21 protein-coding genes and 1 tRNA gene are annotated in these 22062 nt (G+C 33.3%); 9 read left to right on the top strand and 13 right to left on the bottom strand.

What is annotated here, in order from left to right; translation table 11 throughout:
* Nucleotides 1-63: 63 nt before the first annotated feature.
* The 8 genes from GQ594_RS03040 to raiA all read right to left on the bottom strand — a co-directional run bounded on the left by GQ594_RS03040 (nucleotide 64) and on the right by raiA (nucleotide 10793).
* Nucleotides 64-1143: a hypothetical protein gene (locus GQ594_RS03040; protein ID WP_160411393.1), complete on the bottom strand. Its 1080-nt coding sequence runs from the start codon at nucleotides 1141-1143 to the stop codon at nucleotides 64-66.
* A 595-nt stretch (nucleotides 1144-1738) separates the two neighbouring features.
* Nucleotides 1739-2290 carry an MltR family transcriptional regulator gene (locus GQ594_RS03035; protein WP_160411392.1) on the bottom strand — a complete coding sequence of 184 codons (552 nt, stop codon included), beginning with the start codon at nucleotides 2288-2290 and terminating at the stop codon, nucleotides 1739-1741.
* 6 nt (nucleotides 2291-2296) lie between these two features.
* Nucleotides 2297-3460 carry a mannitol-1-phosphate 5-dehydrogenase gene (locus GQ594_RS03030; protein WP_160411391.1) on the bottom strand — a complete coding sequence of 388 codons (1164 nt, stop codon included), beginning with the start codon at nucleotides 3458-3460 and terminating at the stop codon, nucleotides 2297-2299.
* Nucleotides 3461-3530: 70 nt separating this feature from the next.
* A complete protein-coding gene (locus GQ594_RS03025) occupies nucleotides 3531-5408 on the bottom strand; it encodes a PTS mannitol transporter subunit IICBA (RefSeq protein WP_160411390.1) in 1878 nt (625 codons plus the stop codon).
* 385 nt (nucleotides 5409-5793) lie between these two features.
* A complete protein-coding gene (rlmKL, locus tag GQ594_RS03020; protein WP_160411389.1) occupies nucleotides 5794-7914 on the bottom strand; it encodes a bifunctional 23S rRNA (guanine(2069)-N(7))-methyltransferase RlmK/23S rRNA (guanine(2445)-N(2))-methyltransferase RlmL in 2121 nt (706 codons plus the stop codon).
* Nucleotides 7915-8167: 253 nt separating this feature from the next.
* Nucleotides 8168-9205, bottom strand: a complete 1038-nt coding sequence (gene mutY, locus GQ594_RS03015) for an A/G-specific adenine glycosylase (protein WP_160411388.1) — start codon at nucleotides 9203-9205, stop codon at nucleotides 8168-8170.
* 4 nt (nucleotides 9206-9209) lie between these two features.
* A complete protein-coding gene (gene pheA / locus GQ594_RS03010; RefSeq protein ID WP_160411387.1) occupies nucleotides 9210-10361 on the bottom strand; it encodes a bifunctional chorismate mutase/prephenate dehydratase in 1152 nt (383 codons plus the stop codon).
* 99 nt (nucleotides 10362-10460) lie between these two features.
* Nucleotides 10461-10793, bottom strand: a complete 333-nt coding sequence (gene raiA / locus GQ594_RS03005) for a ribosome-associated translation inhibitor RaiA (RefSeq protein ID WP_160400361.1) — start codon at nucleotides 10791-10793, stop codon at nucleotides 10461-10463.
* Nucleotides 10794-11112: 319 nt separating this feature from the next.
* Between raiA and trmJ the strand changes: the two genes are divergently transcribed.
* Entirely contained in the window at nucleotides 11113-11802 is a 690-nt protein-coding gene (trmJ, locus tag GQ594_RS03000; protein WP_237398356.1) for a tRNA (cytosine(32)/uridine(32)-2'-O)-methyltransferase TrmJ, read from the top strand.
* Nucleotides 11803-11899: 97 nt separating this feature from the next.
* Here trmJ and cysS read toward each other — a convergent pair whose 3' ends face one another.
* Nucleotides 11900-13294, bottom strand: a complete 1395-nt coding sequence (gene cysS / locus GQ594_RS02995; protein ID WP_160411386.1) for a cysteine--tRNA ligase — start codon at nucleotides 13292-13294, stop codon at nucleotides 11900-11902.
* Between the two features lie 113 nt (nucleotides 13295-13407).
* Between cysS and GQ594_RS02990 the strand changes: the two genes are divergently transcribed.
* Nucleotides 13408-13740: a hypothetical protein gene (locus GQ594_RS02990; protein ID WP_160411385.1), complete on the top strand. Its 333-nt coding sequence runs from the start codon at nucleotides 13408-13410 to the stop codon at nucleotides 13738-13740.
* A 47-nt stretch (nucleotides 13741-13787) separates the two neighbouring features.
* Here the strand turns inward: GQ594_RS02990 and GQ594_RS02985 are convergent, their stop codons facing one another.
* Nucleotides 13788-14030 carry a GlsB/YeaQ/YmgE family stress response membrane protein gene (locus tag GQ594_RS02985; protein WP_160400365.1) on the bottom strand — a complete coding sequence of 81 codons (243 nt, stop codon included), beginning with the start codon at nucleotides 14028-14030 and terminating at the stop codon, nucleotides 13788-13790.
* Between the two features lie 948 nt (nucleotides 14031-14978).
* Between GQ594_RS02985 and GQ594_RS02980 the strand changes: the two genes are divergently transcribed.
* A complete protein-coding gene (locus GQ594_RS02980) occupies nucleotides 14979-15479 on the top strand; it encodes a GNAT family N-acetyltransferase (protein WP_160411384.1) in 501 nt (166 codons plus the stop codon).
* Nucleotides 15480-16098: 619 nt separating this feature from the next.
* Here GQ594_RS02980 and GQ594_RS02975 read toward each other — a convergent pair.
* Nucleotides 16099-16186 (bottom strand) — tRNA-Ser (locus GQ594_RS02975).
* Between the two features lie 193 nt (nucleotides 16187-16379).
* Between GQ594_RS02975 and GQ594_RS02970 the strand changes: the two genes are divergently transcribed.
* From GQ594_RS02970 to GQ594_RS02945, 6 genes are read left to right on the top strand one after another with little or no spacing between them, the layout of a single operon-like run.
* Nucleotides 16380-16697: a TusE/DsrC/DsvC family sulfur relay protein gene (locus GQ594_RS02970; protein ID WP_160400151.1), complete on the top strand. Its 318-nt coding sequence runs from the start codon at nucleotides 16380-16382 to the stop codon at nucleotides 16695-16697.
* 21 nt (nucleotides 16698-16718) lie between these two features.
* On the top strand, nucleotides 16719-17015 hold the full coding sequence (gene ftsB / locus GQ594_RS02965) for a cell division protein FtsB (protein ID WP_160400150.1): 297 nt from the start codon (nucleotides 16719-16721) through the stop codon (nucleotides 17013-17015).
* On the top strand, nucleotides 17012-17728 hold the full coding sequence (gene ispD, locus GQ594_RS02960; RefSeq protein ID WP_370516479.1) for a 2-C-methyl-D-erythritol 4-phosphate cytidylyltransferase: 717 nt from the start codon (nucleotides 17012-17014) through the stop codon (nucleotides 17726-17728). The genes ftsB and ispD overlap by 4 nt, the downstream gene beginning before the upstream one ends.
* Nucleotides 17729-17732: 4 nt before the next feature.
* Nucleotides 17733-18218, top strand: coding sequence for a 2-C-methyl-D-erythritol 2,4-cyclodiphosphate synthase (gene ispF, locus GQ594_RS02955; protein ID WP_160400148.1), 486 nt, complete (start codon nucleotides 17733-17735; stop codon nucleotides 18216-18218).
* Nucleotides 18219-18233: 15 nt separating this feature from the next.
* Nucleotides 18234-19262 carry a tRNA pseudouridine(13) synthase TruD gene (gene truD, locus GQ594_RS02950; protein ID WP_160411476.1) on the top strand — a complete coding sequence of 343 codons (1029 nt, stop codon included), beginning with the start codon at nucleotides 18234-18236 and terminating at the stop codon, nucleotides 19260-19262.
* Nucleotides 19263-19267: 5 nt separating this feature from the next.
* Nucleotides 19268-19894: a protein-L-isoaspartate(D-aspartate) O-methyltransferase gene (locus GQ594_RS02945; protein WP_160400147.1), complete on the top strand. Its 627-nt coding sequence runs from the start codon at nucleotides 19268-19270 to the stop codon at nucleotides 19892-19894.
* Nucleotides 19895-19997: 103 nt separating this feature from the next.
* Here the strand turns inward: GQ594_RS02945 and pnuC are convergent, their stop codons facing one another.
* Together pnuC and nadR are read right to left on the bottom strand one after the other, a co-directional pair.
* Entirely contained in the window at nucleotides 19998-20687 is a 690-nt protein-coding gene (gene pnuC / locus GQ594_RS02940; protein WP_160411383.1) for a nicotinamide riboside transporter PnuC, read from the bottom strand.
* A gap of 2 nt (nucleotides 20688-20689) precedes the next feature.
* Nucleotides 20690-21925: a multifunctional transcriptional regulator/nicotinamide-nucleotide adenylyltransferase/ribosylnicotinamide kinase NadR gene (gene nadR, locus GQ594_RS02935; RefSeq protein WP_160411382.1), complete on the bottom strand. Its 1236-nt coding sequence runs from the start codon at nucleotides 21923-21925 to the stop codon at nucleotides 20690-20692.
* Nucleotides 21926-22062 lie beyond the last annotated feature (137 nt).

Raw genomic sequence — 22062 nt, 5'->3', positions numbered from 1 at the left:
TTCTATCTTTTTTGTCGATATTGATGATAGGACAAAATTAAGCTCTAACTTGGTAAGTTAACGCTAATCATCATCTTCTTCATCCTCATCTTTTTCTAAGCTTACTAATGATCGTTTAAAGTACTTAGTTAATAATTCATTGATGCTTATCATATCTTTTAATTGAACAATATTTTTTCTTGTTATTTTTTGGCTGACGTCTTGCAGATCTCCATAAAATACTATTTTTGCACTTTTTTTGTCATTAAGCCATTTTATATAATCTGTTATCTTTTTATCCAAATAGAAATGACACTTTTCAATTACTTCTTGCTTGGTGAAAAGCAACTCATATGCTGTAAGCTTTTCATCAGAGCTGATAGTATAACAACGCGTATTAATAGAAGAATATGTTGCCTTATTTTGATTGATAGTAAACCTTCTAATAAAAGCCTTAGTGCCTTTATATGTAATATCTACTTCGGGATAAACCTCTAGATTTGTATCAATAAGTATGTCAATTTTTATAGGTGATGTTGAATTGTCCATTGAAAATAAATATTGATTACTATATGTTGTTGTAAAAGATAGTTGGTGTTTTTTCATATAGTGAATTAATAATTTTAAATCATCTTGGTTTGTGATTTTTTTGCTTAAATTGAGAAAATCATTGAGATATTCTTTTTGTATTTGTAACCCATTTGAAAAAGTAACTTCATAAATATCATCTTTTGTGACAGTTACGGTTTTAACCACAACATCATTTAGATTAGGAATTTTTATTTTTTTCAAATCCTGTACATTTTTCTCTATTTCGCTGTATTTTTCTGGTTGAACTAGGTAATCTAGTCCATTAAATTCAATTTCTTTTGAAGAACACCGTTCTTTTAAATAAAAAATCTCATCATTTTCTAGATTAAATTTATAGAATACACAATCGTTTGCTACAAAGACATTAGCTAAAACAACTTTCATTGCACTATATTTATTTGCTGGCAAAGATATTTTGGTATCTGTAAGTGGATCTGTGTAGAAATGCGAGTATTCGCCAGTTTTTATAACACTGGGTTCGTATTTGTTGATTATAAATTCAAGGGCTAATGATGTGCTCGAAATAAAATTCGACAATAACATCAATACCAAGTAAAAAATTATTCTTTTCATCCATATCCTTATAAATAATTGTTAGTAATATGTAATTTATGTTGTATTGGCAATAATAAAGTAGCAAAGGTAATTTGATAAATGAGACTAGCTGTATTTTATTATTTCTACTTATTATAATTAAGTACTTTTTAATAAAAAATTAAAAATAAAATCATTTAAAAAACGTTCAGGAAAGGTATTGATTTTATTTAAGTTTTTTATTTCAACTTATTTTTAATAAATTAACCGCCTTATGGCGGTTTTATGTTTATTGATGTTTTACAATAAAACAGCAGTGAATTTTTTTATTGCGTTTAAAATCAAGCGATAGCGTTTTATTGGTAATTTCTTGTGGTTTTTTCACACCAATACTATCCATTCTAAAACTACTAGGACATCAAAGATATTATCCATATGTTTTGAGTTTGAAAATGTTGGTAGAATAATAAAATTTAAATCGAATTATTGAGAGGTTTGAGATAAATAAAGCAAACAATCAGCTTGAATGAATCGATGTTTTTACTAGTTAAATCATTTTATTTTAAATTAACAATAATTTTTTTAAACAAAAATAAATAACATATCGAAAATAGCAAATTTACACCCAATATTATTATGGGAAATAGTCAATCTTTTGTTTATTAATAATGCGAACCGTTAGCTCAGTAATCGCGATGATGAGTGCGGAACGTATCATTTGCTGATAGCGATTTTGATATATTGAGGATTTTAACGTATCTACAATTCCTATTTCTTTGTCTTCATCTTGTTGCAAAGTCCAATTGGGCGGTAATACCATGTCATGTAACAAGCTGATGGGACCTAGAATTTCATCATCTAGATAAGTGTATTTTTTATCGTCTTGGTTTAATTCATCTAAAATAGCTATTAGCAATTCAATGTCTTCATAATCTTCACGAGTGATGATGCCAAGAGCATAAAGTAATTTTAAGCAAACAGCTGTATCATTAAGTGGACCATTTTTACCAATTAACGAAGGGATGACAAATTTAATGGCATGAGGTTCTTTTCGAAAAACTTTAAGAATTAATTTGTCGATATTGTCATTGATTAACTTAATAGCAACTACCAGCAAGCTATGAATATCAGCTTGCTGGTTGAGTTTTTCTAATATCGTATCTTCTTGTAATATCGATTCGGGCATTAGAGATTATATAAAATGATGATTTTGCATTGCAGTATAAAATTCTTCAACCTGCTTAACAATAGAATTATTAAAATCAATCCCCGAAATTTGGCAAAAAGCATGTTTAACACCTTTTTCAGTAATGAGGTTAGCCAATTCAACCGCTTGTTCATCATCATTATTGCGATAATTAAGCGCAGCAGCGATACCTACTAATAAATTCGTATTTTTGACTTGATATTCAAATGTTCCGAGCAATGGTTTTATTAGACGGTCGTTAGTCCCTAATTTACGAATTGGTTGACGACCAACACGAGCAGTATCATCATGTAAATAAGGATTTTCAAAACGAGTTAAGATTTTTTCAATGTAGGCCATGTGTTTTTGCTCATCAAAATTGTAACGTTTAATGAGTACTAGACCACTTTCTTCCATAGCACCACGTACAACTAAACGAATTTTTTCGTTTAAAATTGCATCACGAATGGTAGCAATACCATTATAAAAACCTAAATAAGCTGTGATTGCATGTCCTGTATTTAAGGTAAATAGCTTGCGTTCGACAAAAGCCATTAAATTATCAACAGGTTGCATTCCATTAATTGAGGGGATATTACCGACAAATTGTGTTTCATCAACAATCCATTCCGAAAAAGTTTCAACAGTGACTTCGAGAATATCACCTATTTTTGATGTTGCAGGTGGTACAATGCGATCCACGGCTGAATCGACAAAACCGATATGAGAATTTGTCCATTGGTGAAGATCTTCTGGTAGTGTTTTAAATATTTCTTGTTTAAATTGGCTCGTACCACGAACCATATTTTCACAAGCAATAATGTTAAGTGGTGCTGTGTTTCCCTGTTTGTGCCTTGCAATAATTCCCTGTGCGACAGTAGGGGCGATACGCGCTAAAATTTGTGGACCAACAGCGGTGGTAACTAAATCTACTTTGGCAATATAATCGATAACTTCATTAGAGGTACTGTTAATTCCATCAACATTCTTAACTATTTCGGTGGTAGATTGTTCACCAACAACATTTACTGGATATTCATGACGAGTGGCTATAGCATCAATAATTTGTTGATTTACATCAGCAAATGTGACCTGTACGCCAGCATCGGATAGTAATTTACCTATAAAACCTCGTCCAATGTTACCTGCGCCAAAGTGTAGTGCTTGCATAATAATAATCCTTAAATTTAATTTAACTGTTTAACTTAATTTCCCGCATCAAGCGGGAAATAGAACTAGGTTAGCTGAGTATTGCTAAAACTTCTTCAACACTATTTGTTGTTGCTAGCTTTGCAATAATAGTTTCATCATCTAATGCATTAGTTAATTTTGCTATGACATCAAGATGTTCATTATTGCGAGCAGCAATACCGATCACTATTTTTGCTTTATCGTCTTCTTCATCACCAAATTGAACTCCAGCTGGGTATTGGCAAAATACGATACCAGTTTTAATAACATCGTCTTTTGATTCAATAGTACCATGTGGGACAGCTATTGATTCTCCTAAATAAGTTGATGTTAGTTTTTCACGTTCTAGCATTGCTTCTATATAGGTAGTTTCAACATAACCATTATCGACTAATTTTTGCCCAGCGAAGCGAATGGCTTCTTCTTTATTTTTAGCTGTTAGTCCTAAAAAGATATTTTGTTCTGATAATTTAAATAAAGGGGCATTATCAGTCGATTGATTGCTTGCAGATGCTGTTTCTATTGTGCCACTATTCGCTTGAGAACTTAAAAGGTCAGCCACGAGTTGGCTATATAATTGGCTGTCTAAAAAGTTAGTCAATGAAATATGATGTGCATTTGGTGCATGTTGTTTTGCGCGATCGGTTAAGTCTTTATGTGTGATAACAATGTCAACATCATCTGGTAGATTATTAATCGCTACATTAGTGACAAAAATATCCAAATCTGCATCTTGAACTTTTTTGCGTAAGACACCGGCGCCCATAGCACTTGAGCCCATTCCTGCATCACAAGCTACTATGATTTTCTTAACTTTAGCAAGATCAAGGATACCATTAACAATTCCTTTTGATTCATTTTTCATTGCAGAAATATTCGATTTTGCATCTTCAAGACTTTTATCAGTTTCTTTTGTAGTTTTTAGTAAAATAGCTGAAACGATAAACGTTACTGTTGTTGCCGCAATGACAGAAATAATTACACCAAGCATTGATGATTTTGGAGTGACGGCAAGAACGGCGATAATTGAACCTGGTGATGCCGGTGAGCTTAATCCTGCACCAAATAGTGTCAAAGTAAATACGCCTGTCATTCCACCTAAAATTACTGCAATAATTAAACGAGGGTTCATTAAGACATATGGAAAGTAAATTTCATGAATTCCCCCAAAGAAATGAATGATTGCTGCGCCACCAGCTGAACTTTTTGCAGAACCTTTACCAAAGAACATATAAGCGAGTAATAAACCTAAACCAGGACCAGGATTTGCTTCGATTAAAAAGAAAATAGATTGAGAATACTCAGCGGCTTGTTGAATACCTAATGGTGAAAATATACCGTGGTTAATCGCATTATTTAAGAAAAGAATTTTAGCTGGTTCAATGATGATCGAAGTTAAAGGTAGTAAATTATGCTCAACTAAGAAATTAACGGCAAGGGTTAATTTACCAGATGCAATAACGACAGAAGGTCCAATTGCAAAAAAAGAAAGCAATGCAAGTAACATACCAATAATACCGGCCGAGAAATTGTTAACTAACATTTCAAAACCACTTTTGACTTTTCCATCGATGGCTTTATCAAATTGTTTTATTATCCAACCACCTAGAGGGCCAACTATCATTGCGCCTAAGAACATTGGGATGTCTGCGCCAACAATAACTCCCATTGTTGTGATTGCACCAACAACGGCGCCTCGTTCACCGTGAACTAATTTACCGCCAGTATAACCAATCAACAGTGGTAATAAGTAAGTAATCATCGGTCCAACCAATTTGGCAATGCTTTCGTTTGGGTACCAACCCGTTGGAATAAAAATAGCGGTAATAAATCCCCAAGCAATGAATGCGCCGATATTTGGCATGACCATATTACTTAAGAATCGCCCAAAATTTTGGACTTTTAATTTGATGTTTGAATTTGTCATAATATAAAACTTTCCTTATTGATTGATATAATCATCATGTTGCTATTGTAGAAGGATTTAGTTATTCAATTCATTAAAAAAAATTGATAAATGTGATGAGTGTCACATTGTTAAAATGGGTCTTTTTTTTATTTTTGTGATTAAGATCACTCTTTTGGAAGGTGGTAAGAGAAAATTATACTAAAACGTATAGTTTCCTGAAAATTTTTTACAAGATTGAATTATTATTAATAGTGATTACTTTTTGTATAATTTTTTAGCAAAATAAGCAACCTGATAAGGTTTCATTTTGATTAAAAAATGCTCGGGAAAGGTGTTGATTTTATTGAAGTTTTTTATTTCAACTTATTTTTAATAAATTAACCGCCTTATGGCGGTTTTATGTTTATTGATGTTTTACAATAAAACAGCAGTGAATTTGTTTATTGCGTTTAAAATCAAGCGATAGCGTTTTATTGGTAATTTCTTGATAGATTAGCCCTAAGTTTTGCATACCAATATTATCCATTTTAAAACCACGCTTATTGTTGGAGAAAATGATAGTACCATTAGGTCTTAACAGACGTTTTAAATCCGTCATCAATTTTAGATGATCGCGCTGAACATCAAAGGTATCGTTCATCCGTTTCGAGTTTGAAAATGTCGGCGGATCGATAAAAATTAAATCGAATTGCTCATCAGCTTGAGATAAATAGAGCAAACAATCCGCCTGAATTAATCGATGTTTTTTACCCGTTAAACCGTTTTGTTTTAAATTACGATCAGCCCATTCCAAATAGGTGCGAGACATATCGACCGTGGTGGTTGATTTTGCTCCGCCAAGTCCAGCATAAACCGTTGCACTACCGGTATAGGCAAATAGGTTTAAAAAGTCTTTGCCTGCACTCATTTCACCAATCATTTTTCGTGCTAAGCGATGATCTAAAAACAATCCCGTATCTAAATAATCGGTCACATTAACCCAAAATGCGGTTTTGCGCTGATTAATCGGGTATTCATGGACTAAAAAATAGTCCTGTTTTTGTCCTAGTTTTTGGTATTGCTGTTTGCCTTTTTGCTTTTCTCTTGTTTTTAATACTAACTGATCGGCGGTAAGCTCAAGCACTGACATGGTGGCATTAATAGTATCAAAAAGCCGTTGGCGAGTTTTTTGTGGATCGATGTTTTTCGGCGCTGCGTATTCTTGCATTACTATTTTATCTTTATAACGATCGATAGCGACATTGTATTCAGGCAAATCTGCATCATAAAGCCGATAGCATTCTAGTTGTTCTTGGGTTGCCCACTTTTCTAATTTTTGTTTATTTTTGCGTAATCGGTTAGCAAAATCCGCAGCCGGCATAGTGGAATTTGTGATTGCTTCTTCAGTATTACGCTTAGCAATGACATAATTTTTTTGTATACAGTCGAGAGGACCATTTTTTGCTTTGAATTGTCTTTCTGCTCTCATTTGTAAGCAATCTAACAACTGTGGCGCACCGCTAAATAATGATAATCGCCATCCACCAAAATTTTGTTTGATTTGTCGACCAAGTGCCGTATGCAAAGCAATAAGCGCAGGTTCGCTTTCTAAGCGTTCGCCATAAGGTGGATTACTGATGATCATGCCTACCGTTTCAGTTGGCAATGGATTGGTTAGTTGTGTCACATCTTGCATCAAAAAAGTAATTAAATCCCCCACACCTGCTTGGAGCGCATTTTGTTTGGCTCGTTCAAGTACTGTCGCATTATTATCATAACCGATAAATGCAGTGTTTGTTTTAGATACGTTATGTTTTGCAGTGAAGAGCAATTCGTTCCACAATGTCGGGTTAAAGCCTTTCCAAGCAAAAAATCCCCACTGTTTACGATGTAAACCGGGTGGGATTTGTGATGCGATCATTGCCGCTTCAATTAGTAATGTACCTGAACCACACATCGGATCGAGCAATGGTTCATTTGCTTTCCAACCAGAACGCATAATAATAGCTGCCGCTAGGTTTTCTTTTAGTGGAGCTTGTCCTGTTTGTTGGCGATAGCCACGCTCATGTAAACTATTACCACTTAGATCTAAAGATAGTGTGACGCGGTTTTTATTTAAATAAGCATGAAGTCGAATATCGGGATCTTGTTTTGCGACATTAGGACGTTCATTAGTATGACGCAAAAAGTGATCAACAATCGCATCTTTGATCTTTAGCGCACCATATTGACTATTGCGGATAAACTCGTTGACGCCAACAAAATTAATTACGAAAGCGTTATCAACAGCAAAAATATTTGGCCATTTAATATTAAACACACAAGAGTACAGATCCAAATCGCTATAGATATCGAACTCGGCAATGGGTAGTAAGATTCGAGATGCTAAACGTGACCACAATAATGATTGATATAGTATTTTTTCATCGACATCAAAATAAACACCGCCTTGCGCAATTTTACAATTAATTGCACCAATTTGTTCTAACTCTTTTTTTAATAACTCTTCAAGCCCACGTGATGTGCTGGCAAATAATGTTTTCATGTATAGCTCACTTAACAATAAAATTGCTAGCATTATACTGGCTAATTGCAATGGTGGGAAATTGAGTCTGAATTTAGTTAGAGGAATATTTGATTTAGTTTGTTAATAATCAGAAAGGTTTGTTGGTAATCAAAAGAGAGTATTCGTTCATAAATAACAACTTTTGACATAATCCTTTACTTTACATGAAAGTAATCTTATTTAACAGATTTTTGTATATTATTCATTTTTTGTTCTCTTTTTTAGAGGATAGTTATAATTGTTTTAATAAGTTATAAATAGGTGTAGCAAGTCCAATTTTGTTATTTTTCGATTTAAGGTTATACCAGTATCCATAAGATTTATCCCAATATTTTGTCTTTTTTTTGATAACACAATGAAAAGGAATAATATTTAAGTGAAAATGACTAAATGTGTGACGAAATGCAATAAGCTGTTTTAGAGGTAAGGTTTCGATACCTTGTTTTTTTAACCAGTCAGTTATTTCTTGTTTACTTGAAAACTGTGGTAAGCAATATAATCCTCCCCAAATGCCTGTTGGCGGTCTTTTTTCTAACCAAATAGTTTGATTATATTCAAGCATTAAAAAATAGGCTGTTTTTTCAGGAATAGTATTTTTAGGTTTTTGGGTTGGATATTGTTGCCAACTTTCCGTTTTATGTGCAATGCAATTGCTATGCAAAGGGCATAAAGAACATTTAGGTTTAGTGCGTGTACAAACCATCGCACCAATATCCATCATAGCTTGATTAAATTTTGCAACATCAATTTTGGGAGTAACTTGTTCACTTAAATTCCAGAGTTTATTTTCGACAGTTTTTATACCAGGCCAGCCTTGAACAGCAAAATATCGAGTTAATACACGTTTTACATTACCATCTAAAATAGGGTAATGCTGATTTTGTGAAAGAGATAAAATTGCCCCTGCAGTTGAACGTCCTATACCAGGTAGGGCGATGACGTTATCAAATTGTGTCGGGAATTCGCCATTAAATTTTTCGGTTATTATTTGTGCTGTTTTATGTAAGTTACGAGCTCTTGCATAATAGCCAAGCCCAGTCCAAAGATGCAATACATCATCAATTGATGCCTGTGCTAGATCTGTTATCTTTGGGAAGCGCTCAATAAAACGGTTGAAGTAAGGAATAACAGTTACAACCTGAGTTTGTTGTAACATGACTTCTGATAACCAAACATGATAAGAACTTTTGCTGATTTGCCAAGGTAGCGATTTTCTACCGCACAGTTCATACCAGTTAAGTATAGATTGCGAAAAATATTGCATAGTCATATTATTATATTACAGCAACAACAGAATCAGTTGGATAACATCCGAGCACTTTGGTGTATAGCGTCATTGAAGTGAGTTCTTTAAGCGCTGTTTGCATTTCATAAGAATGGATGTTGCCTTGCAAGTCAATATAAAACATCTCTTCCCATGGTGTACCATGAATTGGACGTGATTCAAGTTTAGTCATGATAATATTATGATTACGTAATACTAATAGCGCATCAACTAAAGCACCTGCTTGCTGACCAGTCTTCATTAAAATTGTAGTTTTAGCTGGAAGTTGATCAGATACTTCGATAGGCTGGCGGGCTAACACAATAAAACGAGTAATGTTTTCTTTTTGATTTGCAAAATTATGTTCAAGTACTTGTAACCCATATAATTCACCGCCATCTTTATTCCCCATTGCTGCAACATTAGGTTTATTCAATTTAGCAACTGTTTTCATTGCTGATGAAGTACTATCGCAGTATACAATTTTCCAATTTGGATAGTTCTCTAAGAAGTTACTACATTGTTGGAACGGTTGTGGATGGCTATAAATGGTATCAATTTTTTCGAGCTGTGAATTTGGCATGGCAAGAATACAATGATCAATAGGCAAAGATAGTTCACCAATAATATGCAAATTAGTTTTTTGCAATAAATCATAAACTTCATTTATTGAGCCAGAACTAGAATTTTCTATTGGTAAAATGCCATAATCTACAGAACTATTTTCGATTTGTTCAAAAACTTCTTTAAAAGTTGAACAGCTTAATTCAACCATTTTATCTAAGTGAGTACTAGCATAGCGACGAGCTGCAGAATGTGAATAAGATCCTTTAGGACCTAAAAATGCGATTTTGGCAGTAGTAATTGTGTTGTGATTAAGTTTTTCTTGTAAGATTTTTTGTTGTAATAGTACAGAATCTTCAATAATTAATTGGTATAAGCGTTTTATAAGCATATCATCAAGATGATGATGTTTCCCTTGATTGATTAAATTTCTAATAAGTGAACGCTCACGCTCAATATCGCGTACAGGAATATTAGCTTCAATTTTTGTATGAACCACTTGCATTGAAAGCTTACGTCGCTGGGAAATAAGTTCTAATAATGTTTTATCGAGTTCATTAATTTTATTTCGTAAAGGTAATAAAGGATTTGTAGTCATTTTTATTAAATATTAAAAGAAGATAGTATGTATTATAACAAGCACAAAAATAAAGGCACCATTAAAGTGCCTTTTTATTTAATTAAGGAAATAGATTAATTAAATTTCTTCTTCTAATACTTTGTCTTTTATGCTACTTATAGCACGACGAGACTCACCTTTATGTTGCAGTTTATTAAGTTGTTTTTCAAGTTTATCAATAAGATCATTAATTGCTGCATACATATCAATATGTTTGGCAGATGCAACTAATGGGGTTCCTTTAGTTGTAATTGTTGCATCAACAATAAATCCATCTGGTTCTTTGGATAAAATAAAATGAGGGTTGATCAGCTGTGCTTTCCATTTATCTAACTTTGAAAATTTATCTTCTAGATAGCTACGAATTGCGGGAGTAATGTCCATTTGTTTACTGGTAATACTTAAAGTCATAATTGATCTCCTTTCTTTTATCAACAAGCTAAGATTTATAATGTTGTTGTTACTACATTGGCAAATTATTTCAGTCTCGTCAATAAGATATTTATTATTAAACTCATTTTTATGAATTTAAATTAGGGAGAGATTCAATTAATTAGATATTGTATAACAGAAGAAGCCAAAACTGATTTTTCAATGATTTTAATATATACTTATTTTTTAAGAATATAGTTTATTCTATTGTTATAGAATGTTATTTAATAATGAGGACGATGTGAGTTATTTAGATAATGTGAAGATTGTTTTGGTTGAAACATCGCATACTGGTAATATGGGATCTGCTGCAAGAGCAATGAAAACCATGGGATTAACTAATCTTTGTTTAGTTAACCCAGTCATAAAACCTGATTCTCAATCGATTTCGTTAGCAGCAGGTGCTAGTGATATTATTAAAAATGCACAAATCTTCTCGTCGATGGAACAAGCTATTGCTGATTGTACTTTAGTGATTGGTACTAGTGCACGCTCTCGTAGTTTACAGTGGCCCTATTTAACGCCAAAAGAGTGTGGTGATAAGATTGTTCAAGAAGCTTCAAATCTCCATACTCAAACTGCTTTGGTATTTGGGCGCGAACGGGTTGGTTTAACTAATGATGAATTGCAAAAATGTCATTATCATGTTGGAATTCCTGCCAATCCTGATTATAGTTCTTTAAATCTTGCCATGTCAGTGCAAGTTTTGTGTTATGAAATTCGTATGTCAATGTTAAACCTTGATAATAAACTGTTTGAATCAAAAGGTAAGAATATGACCGAAACTAAGTTTCCTATAGATGCCGATATAGAGCGTTTCTACCAACATTTAGAACAGACTTTATTACAGACGGGTTTTATTAATAACAATCATCCTGGACAGATTATGGGACGTTTGCGACGGTTATTTACTCGCGCACGCATTGAACAACAGGAACTAAATATTTTGCGAGGTATTTTGACCTCAATTGATAAATCATTACGATGATCATAAATAGACCCACCACAACATTGTGGGGGCTATTTTAGTTGATTAATTTAATGCGTTATTTTATTTATTCAAAAAAATTGTGCTTTTTAAAATATTAGCTTTTTTTGCGCCATGTTGTACCATTAGCTCCATCTTCAAGCACAATATTCATTGCATTTAATTTGTCGCGGGCTTCGTCGGCCAGTGTCCAATTTTTATTTGCTCTTGCTTCATTACGTTGTTTTATTAAAGCTTCAATTAATGTAACATTAACGTCATTTTTTTGATTACTTTGTAAAAAATCAACAGGATCTTGCTCTAATAATCCAAGTACTGCCGATAAGTAACGCAATTGAGCTGCTAATTCATTAGCGAGTAACATATTATTATCAGCTTTGGCCTTATTAATTTCACGTGCTAGGTCAAATAATATTGAATACGCTTCGGGAGTATTGAAGTCATCATCCATTGCATCACAGAATTGACGGTAGTAATTACTGTCACTCGGAGTTATATATGGGTAAGTTGGATCTGTGTCTCGCAGGGCGGTATATAGTCTTTCTAGTGCCATCCTTGCTTGTTTTAAGTTTTCTTCACTATAATTGAGTTGGCTACGATAGTGACCAGATAGTAAAAAATAGCGTACTGTTTCAGCATCATAATGCTTTAATACATCGCGAATTGTGAAAAAGTTATTTAGTGATTTAGACATTTTTTCTTGGTCGATCATCACCATACCCGAGTGCATCCAATAATTGACATATTGCCCATCATGGGCACAAGTTGATTGGGCAATTTCGTTTTCGTGATGCGGAAACATTAAATCTGAACCACCGCCGTGAATATCAAAGTGATTACCTAATTGATAACTGTTCATAGCTGAACATTCAATATGCCAACCTGGGCGACCTTTACCCCATGGAGAATCCCAACTAGGTTCGTTAGGTTTTGACATTTTCCATAACACAAAATCCATTGGATTACGTTTAACATCAACCACATCAACACGAGCACCAGCTTGCAGTTGCTCTAAATTTTGGCGAGATAACACACCATAATTAGGTGCACTATCAACTGCAAACATTACATCACCATTTTCGGCAATATAAGCGTGGTTTTTTTTAATTAAGTCTTCAACTAATTGAATTATTTGTGGCATGTGATGCGTTGCTCTAGGTTCAACATCAGGGCGTTTTATATTCAGTGCATCAAAATCGGCATACATCTCTTGTAACATGCGATCTGTTAATTGTTCGCACGTTTCTCCATTTTCCAATGCTCTTTTAATTATTTTATCATCAACATCAGTGATATTACGGACGTAAGTTAAATCATAACCTAAAAATCGTAAATAACGTGTGACAACATCAAATGCAACAAAGGTACGTCCATGACCAATATGACAAAGATCGTAAATAGTCACACCGCAAACATATAGCCCAATTTTATTGGGGGTAATTGGTTGGAATATTTCTTTTTCTCGGGTTAATGTATTGAATATTTTTAGCATTATAATTACTATTTATTAATAAGTGATTTTTGAATATTAATATAACAAAAATCTAGATACGACGAAATTACTTATTAACATCTTTACAACAAAAATGAAAGGAAATATCGGTTATGCCATTTGCTATTTTTGATGCCATAGACGCAGGCTTGGAAGCTATAGGTATTGCTCTTGATGCTAAACCTAAAAATAAAGTTATGAAAATTTTATATTGGTTAGTATTGATTGCTATAACAATAGTTTTTTTTATACTTTTTAATACTATAACACATATCGATATTATTTACTTTATACCAGTACTTTTTGTCTGTTTTACTTTAGCATTAATTACATTTGGCTTCTTATGGGCAATGACATTTTTTTCTTTATGTATAGGTTATGTTTGTTTTTGGATATTAAAAAAATTATTTAAATTGATGGCGAAAATAATTTCTTTATTTATATAAATCAAACTTGGCGGAAGAATTCAACCAAGTTTGATTGAGACATGATTTTATTTTAAAAGACGATAAAGATATATCAGTAAAATAGCACCCAAAACAGAAATAAATAAGCTTGGGAAATTAAATCCTGTCACACTACCCCAGTCAAAGAAGGTGCTAATATAGCCACCTACTAAGGCACCTGCAATACCTAATAAAATAGTTTTAATTACACCTATACGTCCAAGTGGCATAAAAAATTTTGCAATCCAGCCGGCAATTAATCCTAGAACTATCCAACTTATGATACCCATGATAATTTCCTTTTGTTATTGAAATTGAGTTTAGTTTACTTAAATAAGTTAAAAAATCTAACAGGTGCTGTTGTTTAATATAATAGCTTTAATCGATTGTTCAAAAGTGAGAAATAATATGTAAAATATAAAAGTCATTATCATTAATTAAGTATGAAAATAGATAATTTAATCTGAAGAATAACTATATAAAAATAAGAAATAAATAGAAAATTATATTGTCTGTTTTGGTGTTTCTATTCAATAAATACCATATTGTTTAAATGTTTATTTGATGTTTCGGTATTGTAAATGGTTAGCTGTTATTTTGTTATTTATCTTGCTTCCCCTAGGCTAAAAATCTAACATTATCGGTTCGATAAGTACAATTAAATTGTTCAATGTAACCTGTTTTGATACTAGCTTTACTAGAAATTCCGGCTACTGCTTCTTTTTAATATTGACACAATTTGGTGTTTAATCACCTTTTTCATGATCAAATTTTTTGTTACTTTTATAATGGAGAATTTTTTGTTTTTGGGGTGTACTGATTTAGGAGGTAGTTACAATTATACGAATGATAATTTAACTTGACAGTATCATTGTTTGTACTATTTTTTATGTAATAAAATTTTTTATAAAATAACCTTTTCTAAAATAGCTACTTAGTATTTAGTAGCATTTAATGAAAATTAGGTTGTGAGAATAAAAGCGATATTTGGTAAATATTAGGGGATAGTTACAACTTTCTAATTACACCAAATATAGCAATAAGACGAGAGGACTATTCGATATTTCGTTATTGACTCGACAGATCTTAAAGTTTTGGTAAATGTAAAGTAAAAAAGCAGAACATGGCGCAAACCATACTTAGCTATTGATGTGGATATTCACGAAGCTATTAAACGGAAGCCAGCCATGTCAATGTTGGCGATATTGAAGTGTAAAGTCTTACTAGGGTAAATCATAATGAAAGTAGGAAACAAATTGGGTAATGTTGCATCTAAAATCGAAGTAAAACCATACTCTTCACTCTATGCCACTGAAATATGCGATTTGTTTCATTCGTCCATTCATGCTATTGATACCGATATTTATAGCAAAGCACAGCAAGAAGCATGGTGCTCAACACCACCAGATTATCAGAAGTGGTTAGAACGTTTAGATAACACTCAGCCTTGGATGGCTATCTTTGGCTCAAGCCTTGCGGGGTTTATTGAACTTAGAGATGATGGTTACATAGACTGTCTGTATGTGCATCCTGACTTTCAAAAGTGTGGCATAGCTAGAAAACTCTATGACCATGTGTTTGACTTGGCCCACCAGAAAAAGCTTTCACAATTAAGTGTAGATGCTTCAAAAGTGGCCATGCCAATTTTCAAAAAATGGGGTTTTAAAATAAAGCGGGCTAATAAAATATCCAGAAAAAACCAGATACTTATAAATTACCATATGTATAAACCACTTTGATTTTTATTGAGACCTTTGTGCGGTAAAGCTTCATTCAACTGTAGTAGCTCAAACTAAATTTTTAACTGCGCTTTTTTTGCGGAATTTAGGGTTATATTTAGACCTAAATACCTCTAGATAAGTGACTATTTATCGCCATTCCCCCTGTTTTGGGCGCAACTTTCCTTCTGTACAGATACTCTCGTTTGATATCAAAGAATTTTAATGCCAATAATATACGATTTGATAAATAACTTAACTTATTGATTTTTTTATATCATAATTACTATTAATAAGCTCGCATTTGAAATTCGGTCTCGCTTAATCATAATCATCTCATAAGAAAGGTGTTACTGTTGTCATACTTTTCATATTATGACTCTTGCTTTGAGCAAGAATTTTGTCACATTGTTTTTTTGTTAGTAATAGGATATTAACTTTAAATTAAATAACTATTGCTAATTTTGCTAAATTAGCAGGATGGATTAGCTAGTAATTAATACTTAGTAAATGTTAACATGTTGAGGATAATTGATAAACGACATATTATAGTGTTGTGTAATACTATCTAAAACTAAATGGTACACTGAATAATATTTTTATTTTATGTTATTGCTTTTTAACATGTACTTAGGAAAGATGGCGGAAGCGCAGAGATTCGAACTCTGGGAGGGTCGCCCCTCGCCGGTTTTCAAGACCGGTGCTTTCAACCGCTCAGCCACACTTCCGCAATGGCTGTGAATATTAAAGGAGACTTGCTTATTTGTAAATAGCTATTTTAATATTTTTTATCGTTTGCTTTAAATTTCATCAAATTTTATGGAAATCAGGCAATCGAAGCTGCATTCCTCATCAAAATTAGTGTTGGTTTTTGATTAATTGAGTATAATACAATGCAAATTAAGTAACGTATTTTAAAAAATGTTAGAACAGATAGAAACCGATGATAAAGGTTATTTAAAAAATTGGCAGGATTGGACTGTTGAATTGGTTCCTGAATTGGCCGTAAAAGAGGGAATTAATTTAACGGATGCACATTGGGAGGTAATTTTATTTGTTCGCGATTTTTACTTAGAATATAAAACCTCGCCAGCTATACGCGCATTAGTTAAAGCGATGGAAAAAAAGTTTGGTGTAGAAAAGGGTAATAGCCGTTATTTGTATAAGTTATTTCCAGACGGTCCTGCTAAACAAGCAACTAAACTTGCCGGTTTACCAAAACCCGTTAAATGTATATAGATAAAGGATAATATTAAGCTCATGATAAGATGGAAGCTCCCTTTATTGCTATTGGCTGTGCTTGGTTATTTGCAATATTCTTTGTGGTATGGCAAAAATAACGTGTACGATTATCAAGATAATGTTGATATGTTAATCGATTTGCGTGCTGATAATGAAAAATTAAAAGCTCGTAATGAGCAAATGTTTGCTGAAATTAACGATTTACAACGCGGTTATGAAGCAATAGAAGAGCGTGCGCGCAGTCACTTAGGAATGGTTAAACCTAATGAATATTTTTATCGAATTATTATTGATTCGGATACAAAAAAACGATAATGCATAACGTAAATAATCTTAATGATATCATCGCTATCGTGCCTGCAGCGGGAATTGGTAGCCGTATGAATAGCCAAATTCCCAAACAATATCTAAAAATCGGTGCAAAGACGATTTTAGAACATACGTTATATAAATTATTAACACATCCTCAAATTACACAAGTTATTGTTGTAATTAGCCCTGAAGATCATCTATTTAGCACTTTTTCGATCGCTTTGCATGATAAAATTAAAATTACATTAGGCGGTAAAACTCGAGCTGATTCTGTATTAGCAGGATTACAACTATTAAATGATAAACAGTGGGCGTTAGTTCATGATGCAGCAAGACCTTGTGTTGATCATGATGATATTACGCGCTTGATTGAAACGGTAACAAATAAAAAACAAGGTGGCATATTAGCTACGCGTATTAGTGATACGGTTAAGCGTGCTTATCAAGATAATGATACGGTTATTGATTATTCTGAAGACCGAACTTATTTATGGGGCGCAGCAACCCCTCAATTATTTAATGCTGGCGAACTAAAAACATGTTTGCAACACGCTTTAAATGACCGTATTGCCATTACTGACGAAGCTTCAGCCGTTGAATATTGTGGTGGACATCCTTTATTGGTTGAGTGTCGTCGAGATAATATAAAAATAACTCGCCCTGAAGATTTAGCTTTAGCAACTTTTTATTTAACTAAGCAAACTCCAAATAGGTAAAAGTATGAGAATAGGACAAGGTTTTGATGTGCATAAATTTGGTGGTGAGGGACCAATAACCCTTGCTGGTGTCAAGATCCCTTATCACTATGGTCTTATTGCTCATTCTGATGGTGATGTTGTATTACATGCCATAACCGATGCGTTGATTGGCGCGTTAGCGTTAGGTGATATTGGTAAGCTATTTCCTGATACAGATCCAAAATATAAAGGTATCGATAGTCGAATATTATTGAAAGAGGTGTATGCCCTTGTTCAGGCGAAAGGCTATGAGTTAGTAAATTTAGATACCACAATTATTGCACAAGAACCCAAAATGCGCCCCCATGTTGATCAAATGAGAGTAAATATTGCTGAAGATCTAAATGTCCATTTTGATCAAATTAGCGTTAAAGCAACAACGACAGAACAATTAGGCTTTACAGGGCGTAAAGAAGGCATTGCTTGCCAAGCCGTCGTATTATTAACCAAGAAGCTCAAAATAGATTAAATTTTAAAATAGGTAATACAGGTGTTAGCACAACTTAATTATTTATATGGAGAACCAACCACTACAGGACAATATAAACAGCAATACGAAGATTTTATTGTTACAGAGGATTTAGGTTTTGAATTAACTGGCGACGGTGAGCATGTTTTAGTTTTTTTGCAAAAACGTGATTGTAATACCCTATTTGTGGCAGAACAGTTGGCCAAATATGTTGGTATTTCACCAAAGTTAGTGAGTTATGCTGGGTTGAAAGATCGTCATGCCGTAACTCAGCAGTGGTTTAGTTTACATATGCCAGGTCAGCAAACACCTGACTTTTCGGCATTTGATTTAGCCGGTTGTGAAATATTAGACGTTACTCGACATAATAAAAAATTAAAAATTGGTGCTTTAAAGGGTAATTATTTTAAAATTATTTTAAGAGATTTAAGTGAACAATCCGAAATCGATTCTAAATTAGCATTAATCAAACAACACGGTGTGCCTAATTATTTTGGCGAACAGCGTTTTGGTCGTGATGGAAATAATATTACTCAAGCCATAAGTTGGGCTAAAGGCGAAATTTCGGTAAAAGATCGCAAAAAACGCAGTTTTTATCTTTCGGCAGCACGGAGTGCAATTTTTAATGATATTGTCAGCCAACGAATTGCTCAAAATTTACAGCAATCCGTGCTTGATGGCGATATATTACAATTAGCACAGCGCAGTAGTTGGTTTGTTGCACAGAATGATGAATTAATACTGTTACAACAGCGCTTAGATAGCGGTGAACTTAATATTACAGCCCCTATGATAGGTGATTCACCACTTGGTACATTATGTAAAGCGTTAGAGTTTGAGCAAAAATGTCTAGAAAATTGGTCTGAATTTAATGATCTGTTTAAAAAAGAGCGAATAGAAACAGCAAGGCGGTCAATATTGTTACGAGCACATCAGCTTAATTGGCAATGGCTAGATTGTTGTACTATTGAGCTTGAATTTTATTTGTCATCCGGTTGCTATGCAACAAGTGTGATTCGTGAATTAATAATAGAAAATGAGTAGCCCAAATGCAAAGTTTAAAAATGCAATCCCTAATTAAATCTTTGCGTCAACAAGGCATAAAAGATGAGCGTGTTTTAAATGCTATTGCCTCTGTTCCTCGAGAACATTTTGTTGACGAAGCACTTTCGCATCAAGCCTACGATAATCGTCCGCTACCAATTGGCAGTGGTCAGACTATTTCCCAACCTTATATTGTGGCAAAGATGACAGAGCTATTAAGATTAGAACCTCACTCCAAAGTGCTTGAAATCGGCACAGGATCTGGATATCAAACTGCCGTTTTAGCTAAATTAGTTGAAAATGTCTGTTCGGTAGAACGAATAAAAAGCCTACAATGGAATACTAAGCGCCGTTTAAAACAACTTGATATTCATAACATTGCAACGCGTCATGGCGATGGTTGGTTAGGTTGGCCTGAGCGTGGACCATTTGATGGCATTATTGTTACCGCTGCTGCATCTGAGGTGCCACAACGCTTGCTAGAACAGTTAGCCGATAAAGGTCGATTAGTGATTCCTGTCGGCGAACATAAACAGGTCCTGCAATTAATTGAGCGTAATGGCGATAGTTTTGTAGCTAAAAATATGGGCGAGGTAATATTTGTGCCTTTGGTTAAAGGCGATATAGAATAATGACTTTTCATCATAAATAAAAAATAGAAAATAAGTGCTTTATTTTCTATTTTTTTATATTTAAACGTAATTTTTTTAAAAATTTCTACAAAATTTTAGATAGTTATTCTTTTTGTGCAGAACGCTTCCATTCACAAATTCCATAAATAGCATTAAATAGGTAAATTAAGTATTGTGTTGTGATAATAATATTGTTGGTATAGATATTTAAAACAATGACCAATAAATTTAAGATTACCCATAAATACCAGTTAAAAGAGTATCTCATCATCAGTAATAACTGAGCAACCATACCTAATCCAAAGATGAAACAATTAATAACAAGTTGGTAAGTTGTATTCGGTGCGCCAATTTTATCAGTTAGATAAATATTAATAAAAGCTGCAACAATCAGAAAGATGAGAGTATATAAAAAGCTAGTTTCACTTAGTGAACGGACTTTAACGTTTTTATCATTATCCATGTTCTTTTTCCATGTAAGTAAACCATAGATATGTGAACAAAAATAGTAAATTGATGGTAATCCTGCACCAATATTGCCACCAAGAATATTAGCAGAACATTCTGCAACGCCAGCAAACATGCCTAATACATTACCCATGTTTTTACGCTTTGCTAATAAAATAACACAGACTAGACCACAAAAAGAGCCTATGTAAGAAACCGTATAGCGTATATCAAATTGAGTAAATGGATCAGTGTATAAAAATACCAATGTTACACATAATATACAAAATAATGGATAGAATTTATTGCGTCCGATTAAAATAATAATGTCGCTTAATTTATTCATAATTAATACTCTTCATTGTTAATAAGTTGGTTAACGAGTTCAATACAGCGCAAATAGCGCTCTTCATAGTCGGGCGAATCGATTTGAATGTAATTAATATTATTTTTTTCAAGAATCGAAATGAGTAGTCGTTGAAAGTCTTTACGTTGTTTCGGGCTACCTAAATGGCGTAAACCATCAGCTACCCAAGGGGTGTTATTGCCTAATAAAATCACTAAATCAAAACGGTAATTATTAATCATCGCTTGTAAAAAAGGATGCTCCTTACCCTCGTATTTTTTACAAAAGGCTTGTGTGGTGACAAAATCGGTATCAATAAACGAAACTTTATTGGCATGTTTTATGGCAAAATCGATATATTGTGCATGACCTAAGGCGATTTTATCATAATCGGCATATTGCAAAGCACGTTCATCGCCACCAAGATGTGAAAACACATAATCTCGTCCATATTCCCAAGCACTGGTAGTATTAAATACATTAGCGAGTTTGTTAACTAAGGTTGATTTACCACTTGATTCACCGCCTAAAATAGCCACCGTTCTAACAAAAAATGGTCTAACTTCTGTTGGAATATATTGCCAGTTTTGGAGCGGAGCTTGACGAATTTGTGTACCGCTCACTTGCATAAATTGGCGGTTGGGATCAATGAGCACGGTGTTTAAATTAAATAAATCTTTATACATCGCAACATCCTGTGGTTCGCTTGAGTAAACGCTATCAGGATTTATGCCTTTTTCTTGAAACAATTTTTTGACGCGTTCACTCCATTCATGCCAACCATTAGGATAAGCAGGGATACCGTCTTCTTCTAATAATTCAATGTGGATATTTTTTTGATATTTAAAGGTTTGTAGTAACCAGCGAATGCGGTCATTAATTGTTGGTTGGCGAGACATGGCGCTTTGCTCAAATAATGCCATATCTCGAGTTGTATCAGAACAAAGTATCACATACAACTCATCCACTTGGCTAATTGCTCGTTGAATAAGGTAAATATGCCCAGTATGTAAAGGATAAAATTTACCAAAAATAACGCCCACTTTTTTGTCTTTGGCAGGCTTTTCGATTTGTAAATATTGATGGAGTGATTGCAATTTTTGGGCACTAGGATTTTTAATTTTATCATTAATAAGCTGACTTAAATAACCTTTAGTCATTTGACATGCATCAGCCACAGTTTGTAGTGACAAATTTTTTCGTTTGATTGTTTTCTTTAAATAACTAAAACTACTCATGAAAGTCTCCTTATTTTTTGTTTTTTATTTTTAACGTAATATACATCAAGCCTTATTTTTGTTCAATATCCTAAACAAAAATAATTTGTTTTTATATCAATTTATTAAATTTTATAGAAATTAATCTTAAAATAGTG

Source organism: Gilliamella sp. Pra-s52, assembly GCF_009795805.1.
GTDB lineage: Bacteria > Pseudomonadota > Gammaproteobacteria > Enterobacterales > Orbaceae > Gilliamella.
This window is presented reverse-complemented; position numbering and strand designations above follow the sequence as displayed.

What these genes read in the sequence shown, in the direction of transcription:
- GQ594_RS03040 (WP_160411393.1), bottom strand. Translation starts at nt 1,143, where the DNA reads ATGAAAAGAATAATTTTTTACTTGGTATTGATGTTATTGTCGAATTTT.
- GQ594_RS03035 (WP_160411392.1), bottom strand. Translation starts at nt 2,290, where the DNA reads ATGCCCGAATCGATATTACAAGAAGATACGATATTAGAAAAACTCAAC.
- GQ594_RS03030 (WP_160411391.1), bottom strand. Translation starts at nt 3,460, where the DNA reads ATGCAAGCACTACACTTTGGCGCAGGTAACATTGGACGAGGTTTTATA.
- GQ594_RS03025 (WP_160411390.1), bottom strand. Translation starts at nt 5,408, where the DNA reads ATGACAAATTCAAACATCAAATTAAAAGTCCAAAATTTTGGGCGATTC.
- rlmKL (WP_160411389.1), bottom strand. Translation starts at nt 7,914, where the DNA reads ATGAAAACATTATTTGCCAGCACATCACGTGGGCTTGAAGAGTTATTA.
- mutY (WP_160411388.1), bottom strand. Translation starts at nt 9,205, where the DNA reads ATGACTATGCAATATTTTTCGCAATCTATACTTAACTGGTATGAACTG.
- pheA (WP_160411387.1), bottom strand. Translation starts at nt 10,361, where the DNA reads ATGACTACAAATCCTTTATTACCTTTACGAAATAAAATTAATGAACTC.
- raiA (WP_160400361.1), bottom strand. Translation starts at nt 10,793, where the DNA reads ATGACTTTAAGTATTACCAGTAAACAAATGGACATTACTCCCGCAATT.
- trmJ (WP_237398356.1), top strand. Translation starts at nt 11,113, where the DNA reads ATGGGATCTGCTGCAAGAGCAATGAAAACCATGGGATTAACTAATCTT.
- cysS (WP_160411386.1), bottom strand. Translation starts at nt 13,294, where the DNA reads ATGCTAAAAATATTCAATACATTAACCCGAGAAAAAGAAATATTCCAA.
- GQ594_RS02990 (WP_160411385.1), top strand. Translation starts at nt 13,408, where the DNA reads ATGCCATTTGCTATTTTTGATGCCATAGACGCAGGCTTGGAAGCTATA.
- GQ594_RS02985 (WP_160400365.1), bottom strand. Translation starts at nt 14,030, where the DNA reads ATGGGTATCATAAGTTGGATAGTTCTAGGATTAATTGCCGGCTGGATT.
- GQ594_RS02980 (WP_160411384.1), top strand. Translation starts at nt 14,979, where the DNA reads ATGAAAGTAGGAAACAAATTGGGTAATGTTGCATCTAAAATCGAAGTA.
- GQ594_RS02970 (WP_160400151.1), top strand. Translation starts at nt 16,380, where the DNA reads ATGTTAGAACAGATAGAAACCGATGATAAAGGTTATTTAAAAAATTGG.
- ftsB (WP_160400150.1), top strand. Translation starts at nt 16,719, where the DNA reads ATGATAAGATGGAAGCTCCCTTTATTGCTATTGGCTGTGCTTGGTTAT.
- ispF (WP_160400148.1), top strand. Translation starts at nt 17,733, where the DNA reads ATGAGAATAGGACAAGGTTTTGATGTGCATAAATTTGGTGGTGAGGGA.
- GQ594_RS02945 (WP_160400147.1), top strand. Translation starts at nt 19,268, where the DNA reads ATGCAAAGTTTAAAAATGCAATCCCTAATTAAATCTTTGCGTCAACAA.
- pnuC (WP_160411383.1), bottom strand. Translation starts at nt 20,687, where the DNA reads ATGAATAAATTAAGCGACATTATTATTTTAATCGGACGCAATAAATTC.
- nadR (WP_160411382.1), bottom strand. Translation starts at nt 21,925, where the DNA reads ATGAGTAGTTTTAGTTATTTAAAGAAAACAATCAAACGAAAAAATTTG.